General features: G+C 59.7%; 15 protein-coding genes, 1 tRNA gene and 1 pseudogene. 1 reads left to right on the plus strand and 16 read right to left on the minus strand.

From position 1 onward, the window contains the following. The 4 genes from CO667_RS33265 to rpsL form a co-directional block, all read right to left on the minus strand. Positions 1 to 329: GTP-binding protein (locus tag CO667_RS33265; protein WP_179874270.1), on the minus strand; the 329-nt coding region annotated here is incomplete at its 3' end. Positions 330 to 397: 68 nt separating this feature from the next. After that, positions 398 to 2,497: an elongation factor G gene (fusA, locus tag CO667_RS33270; protein WP_097622220.1), complete on the minus strand. Its 2,100-nt coding sequence runs from the start codon at positions 2,495 to 2,497 to the stop codon at positions 398 to 400. Positions 2,498 to 2,526: 29 nt separating this feature from the next. Further along, positions 2,527 to 2,997 (minus strand): 30S ribosomal protein S7, encoded by a 471-nt coding sequence (gene rpsG, locus CO667_RS33275; protein ID WP_003573807.1) that lies wholly within the window; start codon positions 2,995 to 2,997, stop codon positions 2,527 to 2,529. Positions 2,998 to 3,073: 76 nt separating this feature from the next. Continuing rightward, positions 3,074 to 3,445, minus strand: a complete 372-nt coding sequence (gene rpsL, locus CO667_RS33280; RefSeq protein ID WP_003547537.1) for a 30S ribosomal protein S12 — start codon at positions 3,443 to 3,445, stop codon at positions 3,074 to 3,076. A gap of 498 nt (positions 3,446 to 3,943) precedes the next feature. Between rpsL and CO667_RS33285 the strand changes: the two genes are divergently transcribed. Beyond that, positions 3,944 to 4,237 (plus strand): hypothetical protein, encoded by a 294-nt coding sequence (locus CO667_RS33285; RefSeq protein WP_028757598.1) that lies wholly within the window; start codon positions 3,944 to 3,946, stop codon positions 4,235 to 4,237. Positions 4,238 to 4,396: 159 nt separating this feature from the next. On the opposite strand, the gene rpoC is transcribed toward CO667_RS33285, so the two are convergent. From rpoC to tuf, 12 genes and pseudogenes are all read right to left on the minus strand, one after another. Further along, positions 4,397 to 8,605: a DNA-directed RNA polymerase subunit beta' gene (gene rpoC / locus CO667_RS33290; RefSeq protein ID WP_097622221.1), complete on the minus strand. Its 4,209-nt coding sequence runs from the start codon at positions 8,603 to 8,605 to the stop codon at positions 4,397 to 4,399. 190 nt (positions 8,606 to 8,795) lie between these two features. Continuing rightward, the gene (rpoB, locus tag CO667_RS33295; RefSeq protein WP_097622222.1) at positions 8,796 to 12,935 is read right to left on the minus strand and encodes a DNA-directed RNA polymerase subunit beta; all 4,140 of its coding nucleotides are present in this window, start codon (positions 12,933 to 12,935) and stop codon (positions 8,796 to 8,798) included. 261 nt (positions 12,936 to 13,196) lie between these two features. After that, entirely contained in the window at positions 13,197 to 13,574 is a 378-nt protein-coding gene (gene rplL, locus CO667_RS33300) for a 50S ribosomal protein L7/L12 (protein WP_028757409.1), read from the minus strand. A gap of 58 nt (positions 13,575 to 13,632) precedes the next feature. After that, positions 13,633 to 14,151: a 50S ribosomal protein L10 gene (gene rplJ, locus CO667_RS33305; protein ID WP_028757410.1), complete on the minus strand. Its 519-nt coding sequence runs from the start codon at positions 14,149 to 14,151 to the stop codon at positions 13,633 to 13,635. 329 nt (positions 14,152 to 14,480) lie between these two features. Next, positions 14,481 to 15,182, minus strand: coding sequence for a 50S ribosomal protein L1 (gene rplA, locus CO667_RS33310; protein WP_049734093.1), 702 nt, complete (start codon positions 15,180 to 15,182; stop codon positions 14,481 to 14,483). Between the two features lie 4 nt (positions 15,183 to 15,186). Next, positions 15,187 to 15,618: a 50S ribosomal protein L11 gene (rplK, locus tag CO667_RS33315; protein ID WP_047620024.1), complete on the minus strand. Its 432-nt coding sequence runs from the start codon at positions 15,616 to 15,618 to the stop codon at positions 15,187 to 15,189. A gap of 177 nt (positions 15,619 to 15,795) precedes the next feature. Further along, entirely contained in the window at positions 15,796 to 16,326 is a 531-nt protein-coding gene (gene nusG / locus CO667_RS33320; protein ID WP_003547516.1) for a transcription termination/antitermination protein NusG, read from the minus strand. Positions 16,327 to 16,343: 17 nt separating this feature from the next. After that, entirely contained in the window at positions 16,344 to 16,544 is a 201-nt protein-coding gene (secE, locus tag CO667_RS33325) for a preprotein translocase subunit SecE (protein ID WP_003573826.1), read from the minus strand. 194 nt (positions 16,545 to 16,738) lie between these two features. Then, a tRNA-Trp gene (locus CO667_RS33330) sits at positions 16,739 to 16,814 on the minus strand. Between the two features lie 181 nt (positions 16,815 to 16,995). Next, complete coding sequence (locus CO667_RS33335) at positions 16,996 to 17,889, minus strand: NAD(P)-dependent oxidoreductase (protein ID WP_097622223.1); 894 nt, start codon at positions 17,887 to 17,889, stop codon at positions 16,996 to 16,998. A gap of 214 nt (positions 17,890 to 18,103) precedes the next feature. Next, positions 18,104 to 18,238 carry a hypothetical protein gene (locus CO667_RS36305; protein ID WP_272783439.1) on the minus strand — a complete coding sequence of 45 codons (135 nt, stop codon included), beginning with the start codon at positions 18,236 to 18,238 and terminating at the stop codon, positions 18,104 to 18,106. 203 nt (positions 18,239 to 18,441) lie between these two features. After that, positions 18,442 to 18,558 (minus strand): annotated as a pseudogene (gene tuf, locus CO667_RS33340) (elongation factor Tu); the annotation flags it as partial.

Genomic DNA, 18,558 nt, shown 5'->3' on the forward strand with positions numbered 1-18,558 from the left:
TGCGGCATCGGGCCGTCAGCGGCCGAGCACACCAGGATCGCGCCGTCCATCTGGGCAGCACCGGTGATCATGTTCTTAACGTAGTCGGCGTGGCCGGGGCAGTCGACGTGCGCGTAGTGACGGGCCGGCGTCTCATATTCGACGTGCGCCGTCGAAATGGTGATGCCACGGGCCTTTTCTTCCGGAGCCGCGTCGATCTGGTCGTACGCCTTGAACTCACCGAAGTACTTCGTGATCGCTGCCGTCAGAGACGTCTTGCCGTGGTCAACGTGGCCGATCGTGCCGATGTTGACGTGCGGCTTGTTGCGCTCAAACTTACTCTTTGCCATTTTCGGCTCTCCGTTTTGCTAGTCCCCGAGGGGATCTAATTCTTGTTATCGGTCAATTGGTATTCCGGTCACTTCTGACCGGAATACTTTGCCTGGATTTCAGTTGCGACGTTCGACGGGACCGGCGAATAGTGATCGAAGGTCATCGTGTACTGGGCGCGGCCCTGGGACATGGAGCGCAGGTTGTCGACGTACTTGAACATGTTCGCGAGCGGGACGTTCGCGTTGATGACGACGGCGATACCACGGCTTTCCTGGCCCTGGATCTGACCGCGACGGGAGTTCAGGTCGCCGATGACGTCGCCGACATAATCTTCCGGGGTAACGACTTCGACCTTCATCATCGGCTCGAGCAGCTGAGCGCCGGCCTTCTTGGCTGCTTCACGGAAGCAGGCACGCGATGCGATTTCGAAGGCGAGAACCGAGGAGTCGACGTCGTGGAAGGCGCCGTCGATGAGGGTCGCCTTGACGCCGAGCATCGGGAAGCCTGCGAGCGGACCCGAAGACAGAACGCTTTCGATGCCCTTCTGAACGCCGGGGATGTATTCCTTCGGAACGGAACCGCCGACGATCTTGGATTCGAACTTGAAGTCGTCGCCTTCCGGGTTCGGTTCGAAGATGATCTTGACGCGCGCGAACTGGCCGGTACCGCCGGACTGCTTCTTGTGCGTGTAATCTTCTTCGTGCGTCTTGGTGATAGTTTCGCGGTAGGCAACCTGCGGCGCGCCGACGGTTGCTTCGACCTTGAATTCACGACGCATGCGGTCGACGATGATGTCGAGATGCAGTTCGCCCATGCCGGCGATGATGGTCTGGCCGGATTCCTGGTCGGTCTTGACGCGGAAGGACGGATCCTCGGCAGCCAGGCGGTTGAGCGCGAGGCCCATCTTTTCCTGGTCGCCCTTGGTCTTCGGCTCGATGGCGATCTGGATGACCGGCTCGGGGAATTCCATGCGCTCGAGGATAACCGGCTTAAGCGGATCGCAGAGCGTGTCGCCCGTCGTGGTTTCCTTGAGGCCGGCGAGAGCGACGATGTCGCCTGCGAAGGCTTCTTCGATGTCTTCACGCGAGTTGGAGTGCATCTGCAGCATGCGGCCGACGCGCTCGCGCTTGTCCTTGACCGTGTTCATGACCGACGCGCCCTTTTCGAGCTTGCCGGAGTAGATGCGGGCGAAGGTCAGCGAACCGACGAAGGGGTCGTTCATGATCTTGAAGGCGAGCATGGAAAGCGGCTCGCTGTCGTCGGCATGACGCTCGATATCGGCTTCCGTCTTGAAGTCGATGCCCTTGATCGCCGGGATGTCCATCGGCGACGGCAGGTAGTCGACAACGGCGTCGAGCAGCGGCTGTACGCCCTTGTTCTTGAAGGCAGTGCCGCAGAACATCGGATGGAACTTGACGTCGATCGTGCCGCGGCGAACCAGCGCACGGATCTGGTCGTTGTCGGGCAGAATGCCTTCGAGATAAGCTTCCATCGCGGCTTCGTCGATGTCGACGACCGTCTCGATCAGCTTTTCGCGATATTCTTCAGCCTTGGCCTTCATGTCCTCGGGGATCTCGACGACATCCCACTGGGCGCCGAGCGACTCGTCGCGCCAGATGAGAGCGTTCATCTCGATCAGGTCGATGACGCCCTTGAATTCGGTTTCAGCACCGATCGGCAGCTGCATGACGACAGCCGTTGCGCCGAGACGGGTCTTGATCATCTCGACGGAGCGGTAGAAGTCCGCGCCTGTTTTGTCCATCTTGTTGCAGAAGATCATCCGCGGGACATTGTACTTCTCGGCCTGGCGCCAGACGGTTTCCGTCTGCGGCTCAACGCCGGCGTTGGCGTCGAGCAGCGCGATGGCGCCATCGAGAACGCGCAGCGAACGCTCGACTTCGATGGTGAAGTCGACGTGGCCGGGGGTGTCGATGATGTTGAAGCGGCGCATCTTGCCGTCACGACCCTTCCAGAAGGTCGTGGTGGCAGCCGACGTGATCGTGATGCCACGCTCCTGCTCCTGCTCCATCCAGTCCATGGTGGCTGCGCCGTCGTGGACTTCGCCGATCTTGTGCGACTTGCCGGTGTAATAAAGGATACGCTCGGTGGTCGTGGTCTTGCCGGCGTCGATGTGCGCCATGATACCGAAATTACGGTAGTCTTCGATCTTATATTCGCGAGCCATTGTGGACTGCCTTTCGATACCGTTCGGAATTACCAGCGATAGTGCGAGAACGCGCGGTTGGCGTCAGCCATCTTGTGCGTGTCTTCGCGCTTCTTGACGGCGGAGCCGCGGTTGTTGGACGCATCGAGCAGTTCGCCGGACAGGCGATCGATCATGGTGGTTTCGTTGCGCTTGCGAGCGGCGGCAATCAGCCAGCGAATGGCGAGAGCCTGGCGGCGCTCCGGGCGAACGTCGACCGGGACCTGATAGGTCGCACCACCGACGCGGCGCGAGCGGACTTCAACGTGCGGGGCAATGTTGTCGAGCGCAGAATGGAAAACCGTGAGCGGCTCCTGCTTGGACTTGCCCTGGACGACGTCGAACGCGCCATAGACGATGTTTTCAGCAACGGACTTCTTGCCGTCGAGCATGATGGCATTCATGAACTTGGTCACGACCAGATCGCCGAACTTCGGGTCCGGATTGATCTCGCGCTTTTCTGCTTTATGACGTCTGGACATACTTTTGTCTCTTCAACCGTTAAGGCGCTTCATGACGCGGAGGACCTCGCGCAGCGCCGGATTATTCAAAACCGAATTACTTCGGACGCTTCGCGCCGTACTTGGAGCGGCGCTGCTTGCGGTTCTTGACACCCTGGGTATCGAGAACGCCGCGGATGATGTGATAACGGACACCCGGAAGGTCCTTGACGCGGCCGCCACGGATCATGACGACGGAGTGTTCCTGAAGGTTGTGACCTTCGCCGGGGATGTAACCAATGACTTCGAAGCCGTTGGTCAGGCGGATCTTTGCGACCTTACGCAGAGCCGAGTTCGGCTTCTTCGGCGTCGTCGTGTAGACGCGCGTGCAAACGCCGCGCTTCTGCGGGTTCTCCTGGAGTGCGGGAACCTTGTTACGCTTTACGTTCGCCTGGCGAGGCTTGCGGATCAGCTGGTTTACGGTAGGCATTCAACCATCCCTTACGTTTTATCTCAGTACCCTTGCGGGCTTGAACTCGCGCCGTCTCCGGCAGTGACGCACGCTTTCCGTCAATGCGCAAAATATGGCCCGATCCGCTTCCGCAGATGGACCACAAGGAGCAGAGGACGCATAGAATATGCGTCGTGCGTGCAGCATCATGACTTCAACGTGCGTTTAGAACCTTGTTTGAGGTGAACTTCAGGGCGCGTCGCCCCGAACAGCCAAGCCTCACATTGGATCTGATGGCCGGGGTACTACTGGTTTCCACCCGACTCGTCAAGGCCGGTTAAGAAATAAACTCGCCGTATCGCCTTGATCTCAGGGCCTGACGCCCTGATTTCATCCTTCTAGACGAAATGGCGGCCGTGCTCCAAGATAAAAACTTGGGCATTGCGGCAAAAGCAGTTAAGGAATCAGCAATTGCGGCGTACGGCCCTCACAGCAGGATTCGAGCGACCGAATCGTCAAAGAGCCGAAGGACAGGCGATGATTACGACACCTGATAACGACAATAATTTCGACGGGCCGATGATCTTCATCATCATCGGCAAGGGCTACGAGTCCGACGCCAGCGAAGGCATCGACCTGCACATCATGCTGAAGGCGCCCGACGACGACACGGCCGTACGCGAGGCCTTGAACGCGCTTGCCGAGGAAGGCTTCATCGAGGCCGATCTCGACCAGATCGGCATGCTGACCGAGGTGCCTGCCGAAGAGCCGCATGCCTCTGCCTACCAGGGGGCCGTCGACGGTGAGGTCGCGATCATCCGCTTCAACTGAAGGAAGCCGCCGCTCGCGCTGTCGGTCGCCAAAGCAGCATCAGCGGAACGAGCCGCCTTCCCTCCCCCAGTCCATCAGATCAGACCAAAAACAAAAACCGCCCGGATCGCTCCGGGCGGTTTTTCAATTGGCGTTTTATTCTCGGACTTCAGCCGCGGATTATTCCGCGGCCGGAGCCTTTTCAGCCATGTCCTGCAGCATCGGCGTGGCAACGGCAGCACCGGTGCCCTTGCGGCGCTCTTCGAGGATCAGCTCGTCGCGCGACGTGGCGATACGGCGGATCTGGGTCATGGTACCGCCCGTGCCGGCCGGGATGAGACGGCCGACGATGACGTTTTCCTTCAGACCCTGCAGGCCGTCGGTCTTGCCGGCGATCGCAGCTTCCGTCAGCACCTTGGTCGTTTCCTGGAAGGACGCGGCCGAGATGAAGGACGGGGTCTGCAGCGACGCCTTGGTGATGCCGAGAAGAACCGGATCGCCATAGGCGGGCTTCTTGCCCTGCTCGATCAGGTGATCGTTGACGTCTTCGAGCTCGATCCGGTCGACATTGTCGCCGACGATATAGGTCGAGTCGCCTGCATCGGTGATCTCCACCTTCTGCAGCATCTGACGGACGATCACCTCGATGTGCTTGTCGTTGATGACAACGCCCTGCAAGCGGTAGACTTCCTGGATCTCGTTGACGAGGTAGGAGGCCAGAGCCTCAACGCCCTTGATCGCCAGGATGTCGTGCGGAGCCGGGTTACCGTCGAGGATGTAGTCACCCTTTTCGATATAGTCGCCTTCCTGAAGGTGGAAGGGCTTGCCCTTCGGGATCAGGTATTCGACCGGCTCGACACCGTCTTCCGCCGGCTCGATGATGACACGGCGCTTGTTCTTGTAGTCGCGGCCGAGGCGGATCGTACCATCGATCTCCGCGATGATGGCGTGGTCCTTCGGACGGCGGGCTTCGAACAGTTCGGCAACACGCGGCAGACCGCCGGTGATGTCCTTGGTCTTGGCGCTTTCCAGCGGCGAACGCGCAAGCACGTCACCCTGGGAGACCTTGGTGCCCGGCTCGACCGACAGGATCGCGTCGACAGAGAGCAGGAAGCGGGCGTCACCACCACGGGACAGCTTCGCGACATTGCCGCTGGCATCCTTGATGACGATCGCCGGCTTGAGGTCCGAACCGCGCGGGGTCGAACGCCAGTCGATGACCTGACGCTTGGTGATGCCGGTCGACTCGTCGGTCGCTTCCAGAACGGAGAGACCGTCAACCAGGTCTTCGAACTGAACGGTACCGGCCACTTCCGTCATCATCGGACGGGTGTAGGGGTCCCACTCTGCCAGACGCTGACCGCGCTTGACCTTGTCACCTTCGTCGACATGCAGCTTCGAACCGTAGGCAACGCGCTGGGACGAACGTTCGACACCACGCTCGTCCAGGATCTGGACGGTCATGTTGCGGCCCATGGCAACGAGGTTGCCATCGGAGTTGCGCAGGATGTTGCGGTTCTTGATCTGCACCGTACCTTCGTACGAGGCTTCCAGGAACGACTGGTCGACCACGGTTGCCGTACCGCCAAGGTGGAAGGTACGCATGGTGAGCTGAGTGCCCGGCTCGCCGATCGACTGAGCAGCGATGACGCCGACGGCTTCGCCCATGTTGACAGGCGTACCACGCGCGAGGTCGCGGCCGTAGCAGACCGAGCAGACGCCCGTCTGGATTTCGCAGGTCAGCGCCGAACGAATCCGGATCGACTGGATACCGGCCTTCTCGATTTCGACGACATCTGGCTCGAGGATCATCCTGCCGGCATCGACGATGCGCTCACCGGTGATCGGATGATCGATATCGTCGAGCGCCGTGCGGCCGAGGATGCGAACGCCGATCGAGGCAACGACCTGGCCGGCATCGACGATGGCGGTCATGGTGAGGCCCGTCTGCGTTCCGCAATCGACGTGCGTGACAATGCAATCCTGCGCGACGTCGACGAGACGGCGGGTCAGGTAACCGGAGTTGGCGGTCTTCAAGGCGGTATCTGCCAGACCCTTGCGGGCGCCGTGGGTCGAGTTGAAGTACTCGTTGACGGTCAGGCCTTCCTTGAAGTTCGAGATGATCGGCGTCTCGATGATTTCACCCGACGGCTTGGCCATGAGGCCGCGCATACCGCCCAGCTGACGCATCTGGTTCGGAGAACCGCGGGCGCCGGAATGGCTCATCATGTAGATCGAGTTCATCGGCTTCTGACGGCCGGTCTTGTCATCGAATTCGACCGCCTTAATGCGGGCCATCATCTCTTCGGCGACCTTTTCGGTCGCCTTGCCCCAGGCGTCGACAACCTTGTTGTACTTTTCGCCCTGGGTGATCAGGCCGTCATTATACTGCTGCTCGTATTCCTTCACCAAGCTTTCGGTGTCGGCAACGATCTTGGCCTTGGCATCCGGAATGACCATGTCGTCCTTGCCGAACGAAATGCCGGCGCGGCAGGCATGCGAGAAGCCGAGCTGCATGATGCGGTCGCAGAAGATGACCGTGTCCTTCTGGCCGCAGTGACGGTAGACCGTGTCGATCATCTTGGAGATGTTCTTCTTGGTCATTTCCTGGTTGCAGATGTCGAAAGGCACCTTGCCGTTCTTCGGCAGCAGTTCGCCGATGAGCAGACGGCCAGGCGTCGTCTCATAGATCTTCGAGTAGGGCTTGCCATCCTCGTCGACCGACTTGAAACGGCCGCGGATCTTGGTGTGCAGCGTCACGACCTTGCTTTCCAGCGCGTGATGCAGCTCGCCGAGATCGGAGAAGGCCATGCCTTCGCCCGGCTCGTTCTGGTTCAGGATCGACAGGTAATAGAGGCCGAGAACCATGTCCTGCGAGGGAACGATGATCGGCGCGCCGTTGGCCGGGTGCAGGATGTTGTTGGTCGACATCATCAGCACGCGGGCTTCGAGCTGGGCTTCGAGCGACAGCGGCACGTGAACGGCCATCTGGTCGCCGTCGAAGTCGGCGTTGAAGGCCGTGCAGACGAGCGGATGCAGCTGGATCGCCTTGCCTTCGACCAGGGTGGGTTCGAAGGCCTGGATGCCCAGGCGGTGCAGCGTCGGTGCGCGGTTCAGGAGAACCGGATGCTCGCGGATGACCTCGTCGAGGATATCCCAGACCTCAGGCTTTTCCTTTTCGACCAGCTTCTTGGCCTGCTTGACGGTCGAGGAGTAACCCTTGGCGTCAAGGCGGGCATAGATGAACGGCTTGAAGAGCTCGAGCGCCATCTTCTTCGGCAGGCCGCACTGGTGCAGCTTCAGTTCCGGACCGGTGACGATGACCGAACGGCCGGAATAGTCGACGCGCTTGCCGAGCAGGTTCTGGCGGAAGCGGCCCTGCTTGCCCTTCAGCATGTCGGACAGCGACTTCAGCGGACGCTTGTTGGCGCCGGTGATGACGCGGCCGCGACGGCCGTTGTCGAACAGCGCGTCAACCGATTCCTGCAGCATGCGCTTTTCGTTGCGGATGATGATGCCGGGCGCACGAAGCTCGATCAGCCGCTTCAGACGGTTGTTGCGGTTGATGACGCGGCGGTAGAGATCGTTCAGATCCGACGTCGCGAAACGGCCGCCGTCGAGCGGAACCAGCGGACGCAGGTCCGGCGGAATGACCGGGACGACCTTCATGATCATCCATTCCGGACGGTTGCCGGATTCCATGAAGTTCTCGACGATCTTCAGGCGCTTCATCAGCTTCTTCTGCTTGAGATCCGACGTGGTGTCGGCAAGCTCGGAGCGCAGGTCGCCGGCGATCTTTTCGAGGTTCATCGAGGCCAGCATCTCGTAGATCGCCTCAGCGCCGATCATCGCGGTGAACTGGTCTTCGCCGTATTCGTCGACGGCAAGCATATACTCTTCTTCCGAGAGGAGCTGGTGCTCCTTCAGGGCGGTCAGGCCCGGCTCGGTGACGATGTAGTTTTCGAAGTAGAGAACGCGCTCGACATCCTTCAGCGTCATGTCGAGCAGCGTCGAGATGCGTGACGGCAGCGACTTCAGGAACCAGATGTGAGCTACCGGAGCGGCGAGCTCGATATGGCCCATGCGCTCACGGCGAACGCGCGACAGCGTGACTTCGACGCCGCACTTTTCGCAGATGATGCCCTTGTACTTCATGCGCTTGTACTTGCCGCACAGGCATTCGTAGTCCTTGATCGGCCCGAAGATGCGCGCGCAGAACAGACCGTCGCGTTCCGGCTTGAACGTACGGTAGTTGATGGTTTCCGGCTTCTTGATCTCACCGTAAGACCAGGAGAGGATCTTCTCCGGAGACGCGATCGAAATCCGAATGGAATCGAAATTCTGTGCAGGCACCTGCGGATTGAAAAGATTCATGACCTCTTGGTTCATGCCTGTCTCCTTCATGGGCTAAAGCGCCCTCAAAATGCGATGGTCGGCGGCAATTTCCCGGGAGCCGCCTCCCTCGCTTAAACGAGAATAACCGCAAGATGCGGCGAAACTTCCCTCCCGGGCCGACACGGATACGGCGCCCGGCGGGACCGGCGTGCGCCGCATCAGCAGCGCACGCCCTATCAAGTGCTTACTCGGCCGCGTCGGGCAGCTGAGCTGCCTGCGCCTCGTCAAGCTTGGTGTTTTCGAGTTCGACGCTGAGGCCCAGCGAGCGCATTTCCTTGACGAGAACGTTGAAGCTTTCCGGAATACCGGCTTCGAACGTGTCGTCTCCGCGGACGATGGCTTCGTAGACCTTGGTGCGGCCGGCGACGTCGTCCGACTTCACCGTCAGCATTTCCTGCAGCGTGTAGGCCGCACCATATGCTTCGAGCGCCCAGACTTCCATTTCGCCGAAGCGCTGGCCGCCGAACTGCGCCTTGCCACCCAGCGGCTGCTGGGTCACGAGCGAGTAAGGACCGATCGAACGGGCATGGATCTTGTCGTCGACCAGGTGGTTGAGCTTCAGCATGTAGATGTAGCCCACAGTCACCTGGCGGTCGAACTGCTCGCCGGTACGGCCGTCATAGAGCGTCGACTGACCGGTATCCTTGAGACCTGCCAGACGCAGCATGTCGTTGACGTCGCCTTCATGCGCACCGTCGAAAACAGGCGTCGCAATCGAAACGCCGCGCTTCCACTGGTCGGCGAGACGCAGGACCGACTCATCGTCGAACTCGTGGACCTGTTCGGCTTTCGGACCGTCACCGACGACATCGCCGATGGTCTTGCGCAGCGGCTCGATGTTGCCATTGGCCTTGTAGGCTTCGATCAGCTCGCCGATCTGGCGACCCATGCCGGCGCAGGCCCAACCCAGATGGGTTTCGAGGATCTGGCCGACGTTCATGCGCGAAGGCACGCCGAGCGGGTTCAGAACGACGTCGACATGCGTTCCGTCTTCGAGGAACGGCATGTCCTCGACCGGAACGATGCGCGAGACGACGCCCTTGTTGCCGTGGCGGCCGGCCATCTTGTCGCCCGGCTGGATCTTGCGCTTCACGGCGACGAAGACCTTGACCATCTTCATGACGCCAGGAGGCATTTCATCGCCGCGCTGGACCTTCTCGACCTTGTCCATGAAGCGCTGTTCAAGGCGCGACTTGGATTCGTCGTACTGACCGCGGAGCGCTTCGAGTTCGCTCTGGACCTTCTCGTCTTCGACCGCGAACATCCACCACTGCGAGCGGGGATATTCGGAGACGACGGCGTTCGAAAGCTCGGTGCCCTTCTTGAAGCCCTTCGGGCCGGCGATGGACGCCTGGCCGCGCAGCATTTCGATCAGGCGGCCGTAGACGTTACGGTCGAGGATCGCCTGTTCGTCGTCGCGGTCCTTTGCAAGACGCTCGATCTCTTCGCGCTCGATTGCCATCGCGCGCTCATCCTTCTCGACGCCATGGCGGTTGAAGACGCGAACTTCGACGATCGTGCCGTAGGTGCCGGGCGGCATGCGCATGGAGGTATCGCGCACGTCGGAGGCTTTTTCGCCGAAGATGGCGCGCAGAAGCTTTTCTTCCGGCGTCATCGGGCTTTCGCCCTTCGGGGTGATCTTGCCGACGAGGATATCGCCCGGCTGAACTTCGGCGCCGATATAGACGATACCGGCTTCGTCGAGGTTCTTCAGCGCTTCTTCCGAAACGTTCGGAATGTCGCGGGTGATTTCCTCAGGACCAAGCTTGGTATCACGCGCCATCACTTCGAATTCTTCGATGTGGATGGATGTGAATACGTCGTCGGCAACGATGCGCTCGGAGAGCAGGATCGAGTCTTCGTAGTTGTAGCCGTTCCAGGGCATGAACGCGACGAGCGCGTTGCGGCCGAGCGCCAGATCGCCGAGATCGGTCGACGGGCCGTCGGCGAGGATGTCGCCGCGGTTGACTTCGTCACCGACGGTAACCAGCGGACGCTGGTTGACGCAGGTGTTCTGGTTCGAACGCTGGAACTTCTGCAGGCGGTAGATATCGACGCCTGACTTGCCGGCTTCGAGGTCTTCGGTGGCGCGGATAACGATACGCGTCGCGTCGACCTGGTCGACCACGCCGCCGCGACGGGCGCCGATGGCGGCACCGGAGTCACGGGCAACGACCGGCTCCATGCCGGTGCCTACGAACGGGGCTTCGGCACGCAGCAGCGGCACGGCCTGACGCTGCATGTTCGAGCCCATGAGCGCGCGGTTGGCGTCGTCGTTTTCCAGGAACGGGATGAGCGCGGCTGCGACCGAAACGACCTGCTTCGGCGAGACGTCCATCAGGTTCATGCTGTCGCGCGGGGCGAGCATGACTTCGCCGGCATGACGGCAGACGACGAATTCGTCGACGAAGGAACCGTCAGCGTTCATCTCGGCGTTGGCCTGGGCGACGTAATACTTCGCCTCTTCCATGGCGGAGAGGTAGAGCACGTCGCTCGTCACCTTGCCGTCGACGATGCGACGGTACGGGCTTTCGATGAAACCGTACTTGTTGACGCGGGCAAAGGTCGCAAGCGAGTTGATCAGACCGATGTTCGGTCCCTCAGGCGTTTCGATCGGGCAAATACGGCCGTAATGGGTCGGATGCACGTCGCGGACTTCGAAGCCGGCGCGCTCGCGGGTCAGACCACCCGGGCCAAGGGCCGAAAGACGGCGCTTGTGGGTGATTTCCGAGAGCGGGTTGACCTGGTCCATGAACTGCGACAGCTGCGAGGAACCGAAGAATTCGCGAACGGCTGCAGCCGCCGGCTTGGCGTTGATCAGATCCTGCGGCATGACCGTGTCGATCTCGATCGAGGACATGCGTTCCTTGATCGCGCGCTCCATGCGGAGCAGGCCGAGACGGTACTGATTTTCCATCAGCTCGCCGACCGAGCGGACGCGGCGGTTGCCGAGGTTGTCGATGTCGTCGATCTCGCCCTTGCCGTCGCGCAGTTCGACCAGCATCCTGACCACGGCCAGGATGTCGTCCTTGCGCAGGATGCGGACGGTGTCTTCGACGGTCAGGTCGAGACGCATGTTCATCTTGACGCGGCCGACGGCGGAGAGGTCGTAACGCTCCGCATCGAAGAACAGCGAGTTGAACATGGCTTCGGCCGATTCCATGGTCGGCGGCTCACCCGGACGCATGACGCGGTAGATGTCGAACAGAGCGTCCTGACGGTTCTCGTTCTTATCGGCAGACAGCGTGTTGCGGATGTAGGCGCCGACATTGATGTGGTCGATGCCGAGAACCGGGATCTCGTCGAAACCGTTTGCCAGGATGACGCCGAGCGTCTTCTCGTCGATTTCGTCGCCGGCTTCGAGATAGATCTCGCCCGTCGAGTAGTTGACGATGTCGCCGGCGAGGTAGTTGCCGTAAAGATCGTCATCGGCGGCCTTCAGCGCCTTCAGGCCCTTGTCGGAGAGCTGGCGCAGCAGGCGCGGGGTCAGCTTCTTGCCGGCTTCCACGACGACTTCGCCGGTATCGGCGTCGACCATCTCGGTGATCGCCTTGGCACCCTTCAGCGTTTCCGGCTTGAAGGGAATGCGCCAGCCTGCGCCGTCGCGCTTGTAGAGCGACTTCGTGTAGAAGGTGTCGAGGATTTCCTCGCCGTCCATGCCGAGCGCCATCAGGAGCGACGTGACAGGGATCTTACGGCGGCGGTCGATACGGGCGTAGACGATATCCTTGGCGTCGAATTCGATATCGAGCCAGGAACCGCGATAAGGGATGACGCGGGCAGCAAAGAGCAGCTTGCCGGAAGAATGGCTCTTGCCCTTGTCGTGGTCGAAGAAGACGCCCGGCGAACGGTGCATCTGGGAGACGATCACGCGCTCGGTGCCGTTGACGATGAACGTGCCGTTATTGGTCATGAGCGGCATGTCGCCCATGTAAACGGACTGTTCCTTGATGTCCTTGATCGACTTCGCGCCGGTATCCTCGTCGATATCGAACACGATGAGGCGCAGCGTCACCTTCAGCGGCGCTGCATAGGTCAGGTCGCGCTGACGGCATTCGTCAACGTCGAACTTCGGCGGTTCGAACTCGTAGGACACGAATTCCAGCATGGAAGCGCCGGAGAAATCGGTGATCGGGAAAACCGACTTGAAAACGGCCTGAAGACCCTCGTCGGGCCGGCCGCCTTTCGGCTCTTCAACCATCAAAAACTGGTCGTAGGACGCCTTCTGAACCTCAATGAGGTTCGGCATTTCTGCGACTTCGGGGATCTTACCAAAAAACTTGCGTACGCGCCTGCGACCGTTGAACGAAAGGGTCTGAGCCATCGTCGCTCCTTCAAAATCTTGCACCCGGGCCTGCAACGGACGGGAACCGATGGCCAGTCGATCCCGTCAATCAATGGGTAGTTCAATCTCGTCCGACTCCCGAAAACGCTCAGCTCGGATTGCTGTGCTGCCCTCGGCGCGAGACTATCCTTTTGAAGAACCCATTACCCAAAAGCCGGTTTGACGCGGCTTTTGGGTAATTCGTTCAGAAAAACGGCAAATGGGAGGCAGTCGAGACTGCCTCCCAAAAGCAATTCAAGATTACTTGACGTCGGCCTTGGCGCCGGCGTCTTCAAGCTTCTTCTTGATGTCAGCGGCTTCAGCCTTGTTGACGCCTTCCTTGACAGCCTTCGGAGCGGCCTCGACGAGGTCCTTGGCTTCCTTGAGGCCGAGACCGGTGATGGCGCGGACTTCCTTGATGACGTTGATCTTGTTGGCACCGGCGTCGACGAGGATGACGTCGAATTCGGTCTTTTCTTCTTCAACGACAGCCGGGCCAGCACCGCCAGCAGCGGCAGCGACAGCTACCGGAGCAGCAGCGGAAACGCCCCACTTTTCTTCGAGAAGCTTCGACAGTTCTGCAGCTTCCAGAACGGTCAGCGAGGAGAGGTCGTCAACGATCTTTGCGAGATCAGCCATTTTACTAGTTCCTTTTGTTCGGTTCGAACCGGTTGATTATAAACAGCGAAAAACCGCCTTAAGCGGCTTCGTCCTTCTTGGCGTAGGCCGCGAACACACGGGCAAGCTGGCTTGCCGGTGCTGCAACAACCCCAGCGATGCGGGTAGCCGGTGTCTGGATCATGCCCAGCAGCTTCGCACGCAGCTCGTCGAGCGAAGGCAGGGTCGCGAGCGACTTGACTGCTTCGGCGTTGAGCGTGGTTGTTCCCATGGCGCCGCCCAGAACAATGATCTTGTCATTGGTCTTGGCGAAATCCATGACGACCTTCGGAGCGGTGATCGGGTCATTGCTGTATGCAATCAGCGTCTGACCCTTGAAGAGATTGGTAATCCCTTCCGCTTCCGTACCCTGAAGGGCAATTTTGGCCAGGCGGTTCTTCGCGACTTTGACGGTACCGCCAGCTGCACGCATCTTCGAACGAAAATCGTTCATCTGCGCGACTGTGGCACCAGCATAGTGGGCCACGACAACTGAGCCCGAAGCCTTGAAGACTTCGTTCAGTTCCGTGACGAATTCGCGTTTTTCCGCTCTTTCCACTGCCTATCTCCAGTTGGCAGGACCGAAAACGGGCCTGCCGGGTTGCCTTTGCCTCCTGGGATCATGTGAGATCCCAAGCGACGCTTGAGGATCCTGTCCCCCCGCGCTCCCGCGCCAATCAAGGCTAAAGAGGCACAAGGCATCCAAGGCTCGAACCGAGTTACGAGAAGCGAACTTCATGCAATTCGGGTCTTACCCGTCTCATGCAGGCCAAGTGATTAAGGGAAAACCACCTGCAATCTCGGACAGGATTCCGGATTTCTCCGGAATATTCCGGCCCCTTGCGAGGCCGGAAATTCAGTCGCCGGACTTAAAAGCCCGGCCATAACTTATGCAGTCGGGGCCGCGGTGACCGAGCCGACTTCGATCTTGACGCCCGGACCCATGGTCGAGGAAATCGCCACGCGCTTGACATAGTTGCCCTTGGCGCCAGCCGGCTTCGCCTTGATGACGGCGTCAGCAAAAGCACGGATGTTTTCTTCCAGAGCCTTGGCGTCGAAAGAAGCCTTGCCGATGCCGGCATGGACGATACCAGCCTTCTCGACGCGGAACTCGACAGCGCCGCCCTTGGAAGCCTTGACGGCTCCGGCGACGTCCATGGTGACGGTGCCGACCTTCGGGTTGGGCATCATGCCGCGCGGCCCGAGAACCTTACCGAGACGGCCGACGAGCGGCATCATGTCGGGGGTGGCGATGCAGCGATCGAATTCGATCTTGCCGCCCTGGACGATTTCGACGAGGTCTTCGGCGCCGACGATATCGGCACCGGCGGCCTTGGCTTCGTCAGCCTTGACGCCACGAGCGAAGACGGCAACGCGAACCGTACGGCCGGTGCCGTTCGGCAGGTTGACGACGCCGCGAACCATCTGGTCCGCATGGCGCGGGTCGACGCCGAGGTTCATCGAGACTTCGATGGTTTCGTCGAACTTGGCGACAGCCCGTTCCTTGACCATGCCGATGGCCAGGCTCAGAGCGTAGAGCTTGGTGGGATCAACACCTTCGTTGATCTTCTGCGTGCGCTTACCAGCCATGATCTTAACCCACCACTTCCAGGCCCATGGCGCGGGCAGAACCCTCGATCATCGCCATTGCACCTTCGATATCCGCTGCGTTCAGATCCTTCATCTTGGCTTCTGCGATCGTCTTGATCTGAGCCTTGGTGAGGGAGCCGGCCTTGGCGCCCTTGCCGGGCGTCTTGGAACCGGACGTGATCTTCGCTTCCTTCTTCAGCCAGTAGCTGACCGGAGGCTGCTTCATCGCGAAGGTGAAGGACTTGTCCTGGTAATAGGTGATGACGACCGGGATCGGCATGCCCTTTTCCATTTCCTGCGTGGCGGCATTGAACGCCTTGCAGAATTCCATGATGTTAATGCCACGCTGACCAAGCGCCGGACCAATCGGCGGGGACGGGTTTGCCGATCCTGCCTTGACCTGAAGCTTGAGCTGGCCTGCAACTTTCTTAGCCATATCTCTCTGCCTTTCATGAACGGCCGGTCGCCCGGCCCGTGATGCCGGATCTCTCCGGCGGCTGCGGTTGCGTGGTGCGGATCATTAGGGTCCGGCTAAGACCCCTCACCTTCCACGCGGGTGCGGACAAGGTCCGCGGGAAACAGGCCGCAAGGGCCAGCCTCCAATCTCGAACAATCAGACCTTCTCGACCTGAGCGTATTCCAGTTCGACCGGCGTTGCGCGGCCGAAGATCGACACCTCGACCTTCAGGCGCGAACGCTCTTCGTCCACATCCTGAACCGTGCCGTTGAACGACGCGAACGGGCCATCCGAAACGCGAACCTGCTCGCCGATCTCGAAGGTAATGGAGGCCTTCGGCCGCTCGACACCTTCCTGGACCTGACCGAGAATGCGCTCGGCTTCATAATCGGGAATCGGAACCGGCTTATTGTCGGAGCCGAGGAAACCCGTAACCTTCGGCGTATTCTTGATCAGGTGGTAGGCTTCGTCCGTCAGATTGGCGCGAACCATGACATAGCCCGGGAAGAACTTGCGCTCGGAATCGACCTTGCGGCCGCGACGCACTTCCACCACCTTTTCGGTCGGCACGAGGATCTTCTCGAACAGGTGCTCAAGCCCCTTCTGGCGAGCCTTGTTCTCGATGTCTTCAGCGACCTTCTTCTCAAAATTGGAATATGCGTGGACGATGTACCAACGTGCCGCCATTTTCATCTCCACCCGTATCAATTGCCGGTATTCAGCACGAAGCTCAGAACCCAGCCGATCAGCTGGTCAGCGGCAAAGAAAAACAGCGCAGCGAAAACCACCATCACAAGCACCATAACCGTCGAGATCATCGTCTCGCGGCGCGACGGCCATGTAACTTTGGACGTCTCGGAGCGAACCTGCTGCAGAAACGCAAACGGATTGGATTTGGATGCCATCGACTGCCCACGCAATTACGGCGCGTAAAGCTGAAACTATCAGCCCCACGCACCGCGTGTCTGTTGAACCCTAAATAAACACCGATTTCCGAATACACAAGAGGGAAACCGAAGTTTAACGAAATTAGTTACCACCAATAATCCCCCGGCCGGAATGCCGCGAGCATGTCCGCGCTGTCCCGCATCGAGGAAAATGGCAGGGGCAGTAGGGCTCGAACCTACGACCTGCGGTTTTGGAGACCGCCGCTCTACCAACTGAGCTATACCCCTTCATACCGATCATTCAGCGTCTCGGCCAAGGCCCGCAAATCGCTGTTGAAAAGCATGGCGCTCCCTTTAGGACGACGACAGCGGATTGGCAAGCACGATTTTCGATTTTCAAAGCCATTCTGTGCATATGCGAGCAATGGACTTTCTCATCGCGCCACTTCATTGCGCCACCGGGCTCCGTTCAGACCTTCACATATTTCCGCCAATCGTGCTCTTCTCTAAAACCCAGCACCTCGCGGATCTTGCGATTGGAGAGCAGACCTTCATATTCGCCGATCTCGCAGGTGAAGGGCACGTTCGGGAAGAATCGCTTCGCCAGCTCCCTCGACGGCGTATTGGCCGAGACGGTATCGTTGGCCGCGTTGAAGACCTGATAGCCGAGACCGTCCTTTTCGATGCAGAGATGGCAGATCTGACCGAGATCGCGGGCGTCGATATAGCTCCAGGCAATGCGCTTGCGCATCTCGGGGTGGGCGAAAAAGGTCGGGAACCGCTCATATTCGTGCGGCTCGATGACGTTGCCGATGCGCAGCGCATAGATGTCGAAGCCGGAACGTTCGGCAAAGGCGCGGGCGGTCTTTTCGTTGACCACCTTGGAAAGGCCGTAGGAATCCATCGGATTGACGTCATAGTCCTCCTCGAGCGGGAACTGGTGGAAATCGCGATGGCCTTCGGCGAAGCAGACGCCGTAGGTCGTCTCGCTCGATGCGACGATGATCTTCCTGATGCCGAGCTTCACCGCCGCCTCGATGACATTATAAGTGCCCATCGTGTTGATGCGGAAGGTTTCGTTGTCAGGCTTGATCAGGATGCGCGGGATGGCGGCGAAGTGTACGACGGCGTCGAAGGACTGCACGCCCCTGCCCGCATCGAGATCGGGAAAATCGCGGTGCATCGACAGCGCGTTGAAGACCTGGCCGCTATCGGTGATGTCGGCAATGAGATTGGTGACGCCGGGACTATCCAGCGGCACGAGATCGAGGTTGTGAACCTCGTAACCCGCATTGACGAGCCACGGCACGGTATGGCGACCTGCCTTGCCCGAACCGCCCGTGAACAGAATTCGCTTCTTCATGGAATATGTCCTCCGCGTCATGAAATCGGAGGCATAGTTAGACGCTTCCGCGCGAAGAGCAAGCGAGCGTCCGGCAAGGGTTCACCCCGCATCGCCAGGAGCGCCCTATCCGGAGCACCCTATCCCTGGCACTGGGCCGATCATTTCCGATCACCGCAGAAGCCTGCGATGCTCCGGAAGCGTCGTCACGTGACGACACTTACCTCCAGCGTCGTCACTTGACGACGCTTAACTCGTCGATCTGCACTCCGGCCGCCTGAACAACCTCTTGCGGAATTGCAGCGATGAAAAACATCGTGAAAACATACATTGCGAATATCGTCGCAGCGAATGTGGCCTTTGGAATCATCCGGGCTCTCCTCTTTGCAAGAAGGAGTCTGAACTAAAATGGGCCATTCACAACCGGTTTCTGAACGCCAGATGAACAAAATACTGTGACGGGCCAATTTAACGATATTTTTACAACACCTGTTAAGCCAACCGACGGGCATCAGAACGAAAAAACCCCGCCGTTTCCGGCGGGGTTTTTCATGAATTGAAGGTAATCCAGGATTACTCGACGATCGATGCAACGATACCGGCGCCGACGGTACGGCCACCTTCGCGGATAGCGAAGCGCAGCTTTTCTTCCATCGCGATCGGAACGATCAGCTCGACGGCAACCGTGAC

It is taken from the genome of Rhizobium sp. L43 (genome assembly GCF_002531725.1).
In the GTDB taxonomy this organism is placed as follows: domain Bacteria; phylum Pseudomonadota; class Alphaproteobacteria; order Rhizobiales; family Rhizobiaceae; genus Rhizobium.

What these genes read in the sequence shown, in the direction of transcription:
- CO667_RS33335 (WP_097622223.1), bottom strand. Translation starts at nt 17,889, where the DNA reads ATGAAGAAGCGAATTCTGTTCACGGGCGGTTCGGGCAAGGCAGGTCGC.
- nusG (WP_003547516.1), bottom strand. Translation starts at nt 16,326, where the DNA reads ATGGCGGCACGTTGGTACATCGTCCACGCATATTCCAATTTTGAGAAG.
- rpoC (WP_097622221.1), bottom strand. Translation starts at nt 8,605, where the DNA reads ATGAACCAAGAGGTCATGAATCTTTTCAATCCGCAGGTGCCTGCACAG.
- CO667_RS36305 (WP_272783439.1), bottom strand. Translation starts at nt 18,238, where the DNA reads ATGATTCCAAAGGCCACATTCGCTGCGACGATATTCGCAATGTATGTT.
- rpsG (WP_003573807.1), bottom strand. Translation starts at nt 2,997, where the DNA reads ATGTCCAGACGTCATAAAGCAGAAAAGCGCGAGATCAATCCGGACCCG.
- rplA (WP_049734093.1), bottom strand. Translation starts at nt 15,182, where the DNA reads ATGGCTGGTAAGCGCACGCAGAAGATCAACGAAGGTGTTGATCCCACC.
- rplK (WP_047620024.1), bottom strand. Translation starts at nt 15,618, where the DNA reads ATGGCTAAGAAAGTTGCAGGCCAGCTCAAGCTTCAGGTCAAGGCAGGA.
- fusA (WP_097622220.1), bottom strand. Translation starts at nt 2,497, where the DNA reads ATGGCTCGCGAATATAAGATCGAAGACTACCGTAATTTCGGTATCATG.
- CO667_RS33285 (WP_028757598.1), top strand. Translation starts at nt 3,944, where the DNA reads ATGATTACGACACCTGATAACGACAATAATTTCGACGGGCCGATGATC.
- rplL (WP_028757409.1), bottom strand. Translation starts at nt 13,574, where the DNA reads ATGGCTGATCTCGCAAAGATCGTTGACGACCTCTCCTCGCTGACCGTT.
- rpoB (WP_097622222.1), bottom strand. Translation starts at nt 12,935, where the DNA reads ATGGCTCAGACCCTTTCGTTCAACGGTCGCAGGCGCGTACGCAAGTTT.
- rpsL (WP_003547537.1), bottom strand. Translation starts at nt 3,445, where the DNA reads ATGCCTACCGTAAACCAGCTGATCCGCAAGCCTCGCCAGGCGAACGTA.
- secE (WP_003573826.1), bottom strand. Translation starts at nt 16,544, where the DNA reads ATGGCATCCAAATCCAATCCGTTTGCGTTTCTGCAGCAGGTTCGCTCC.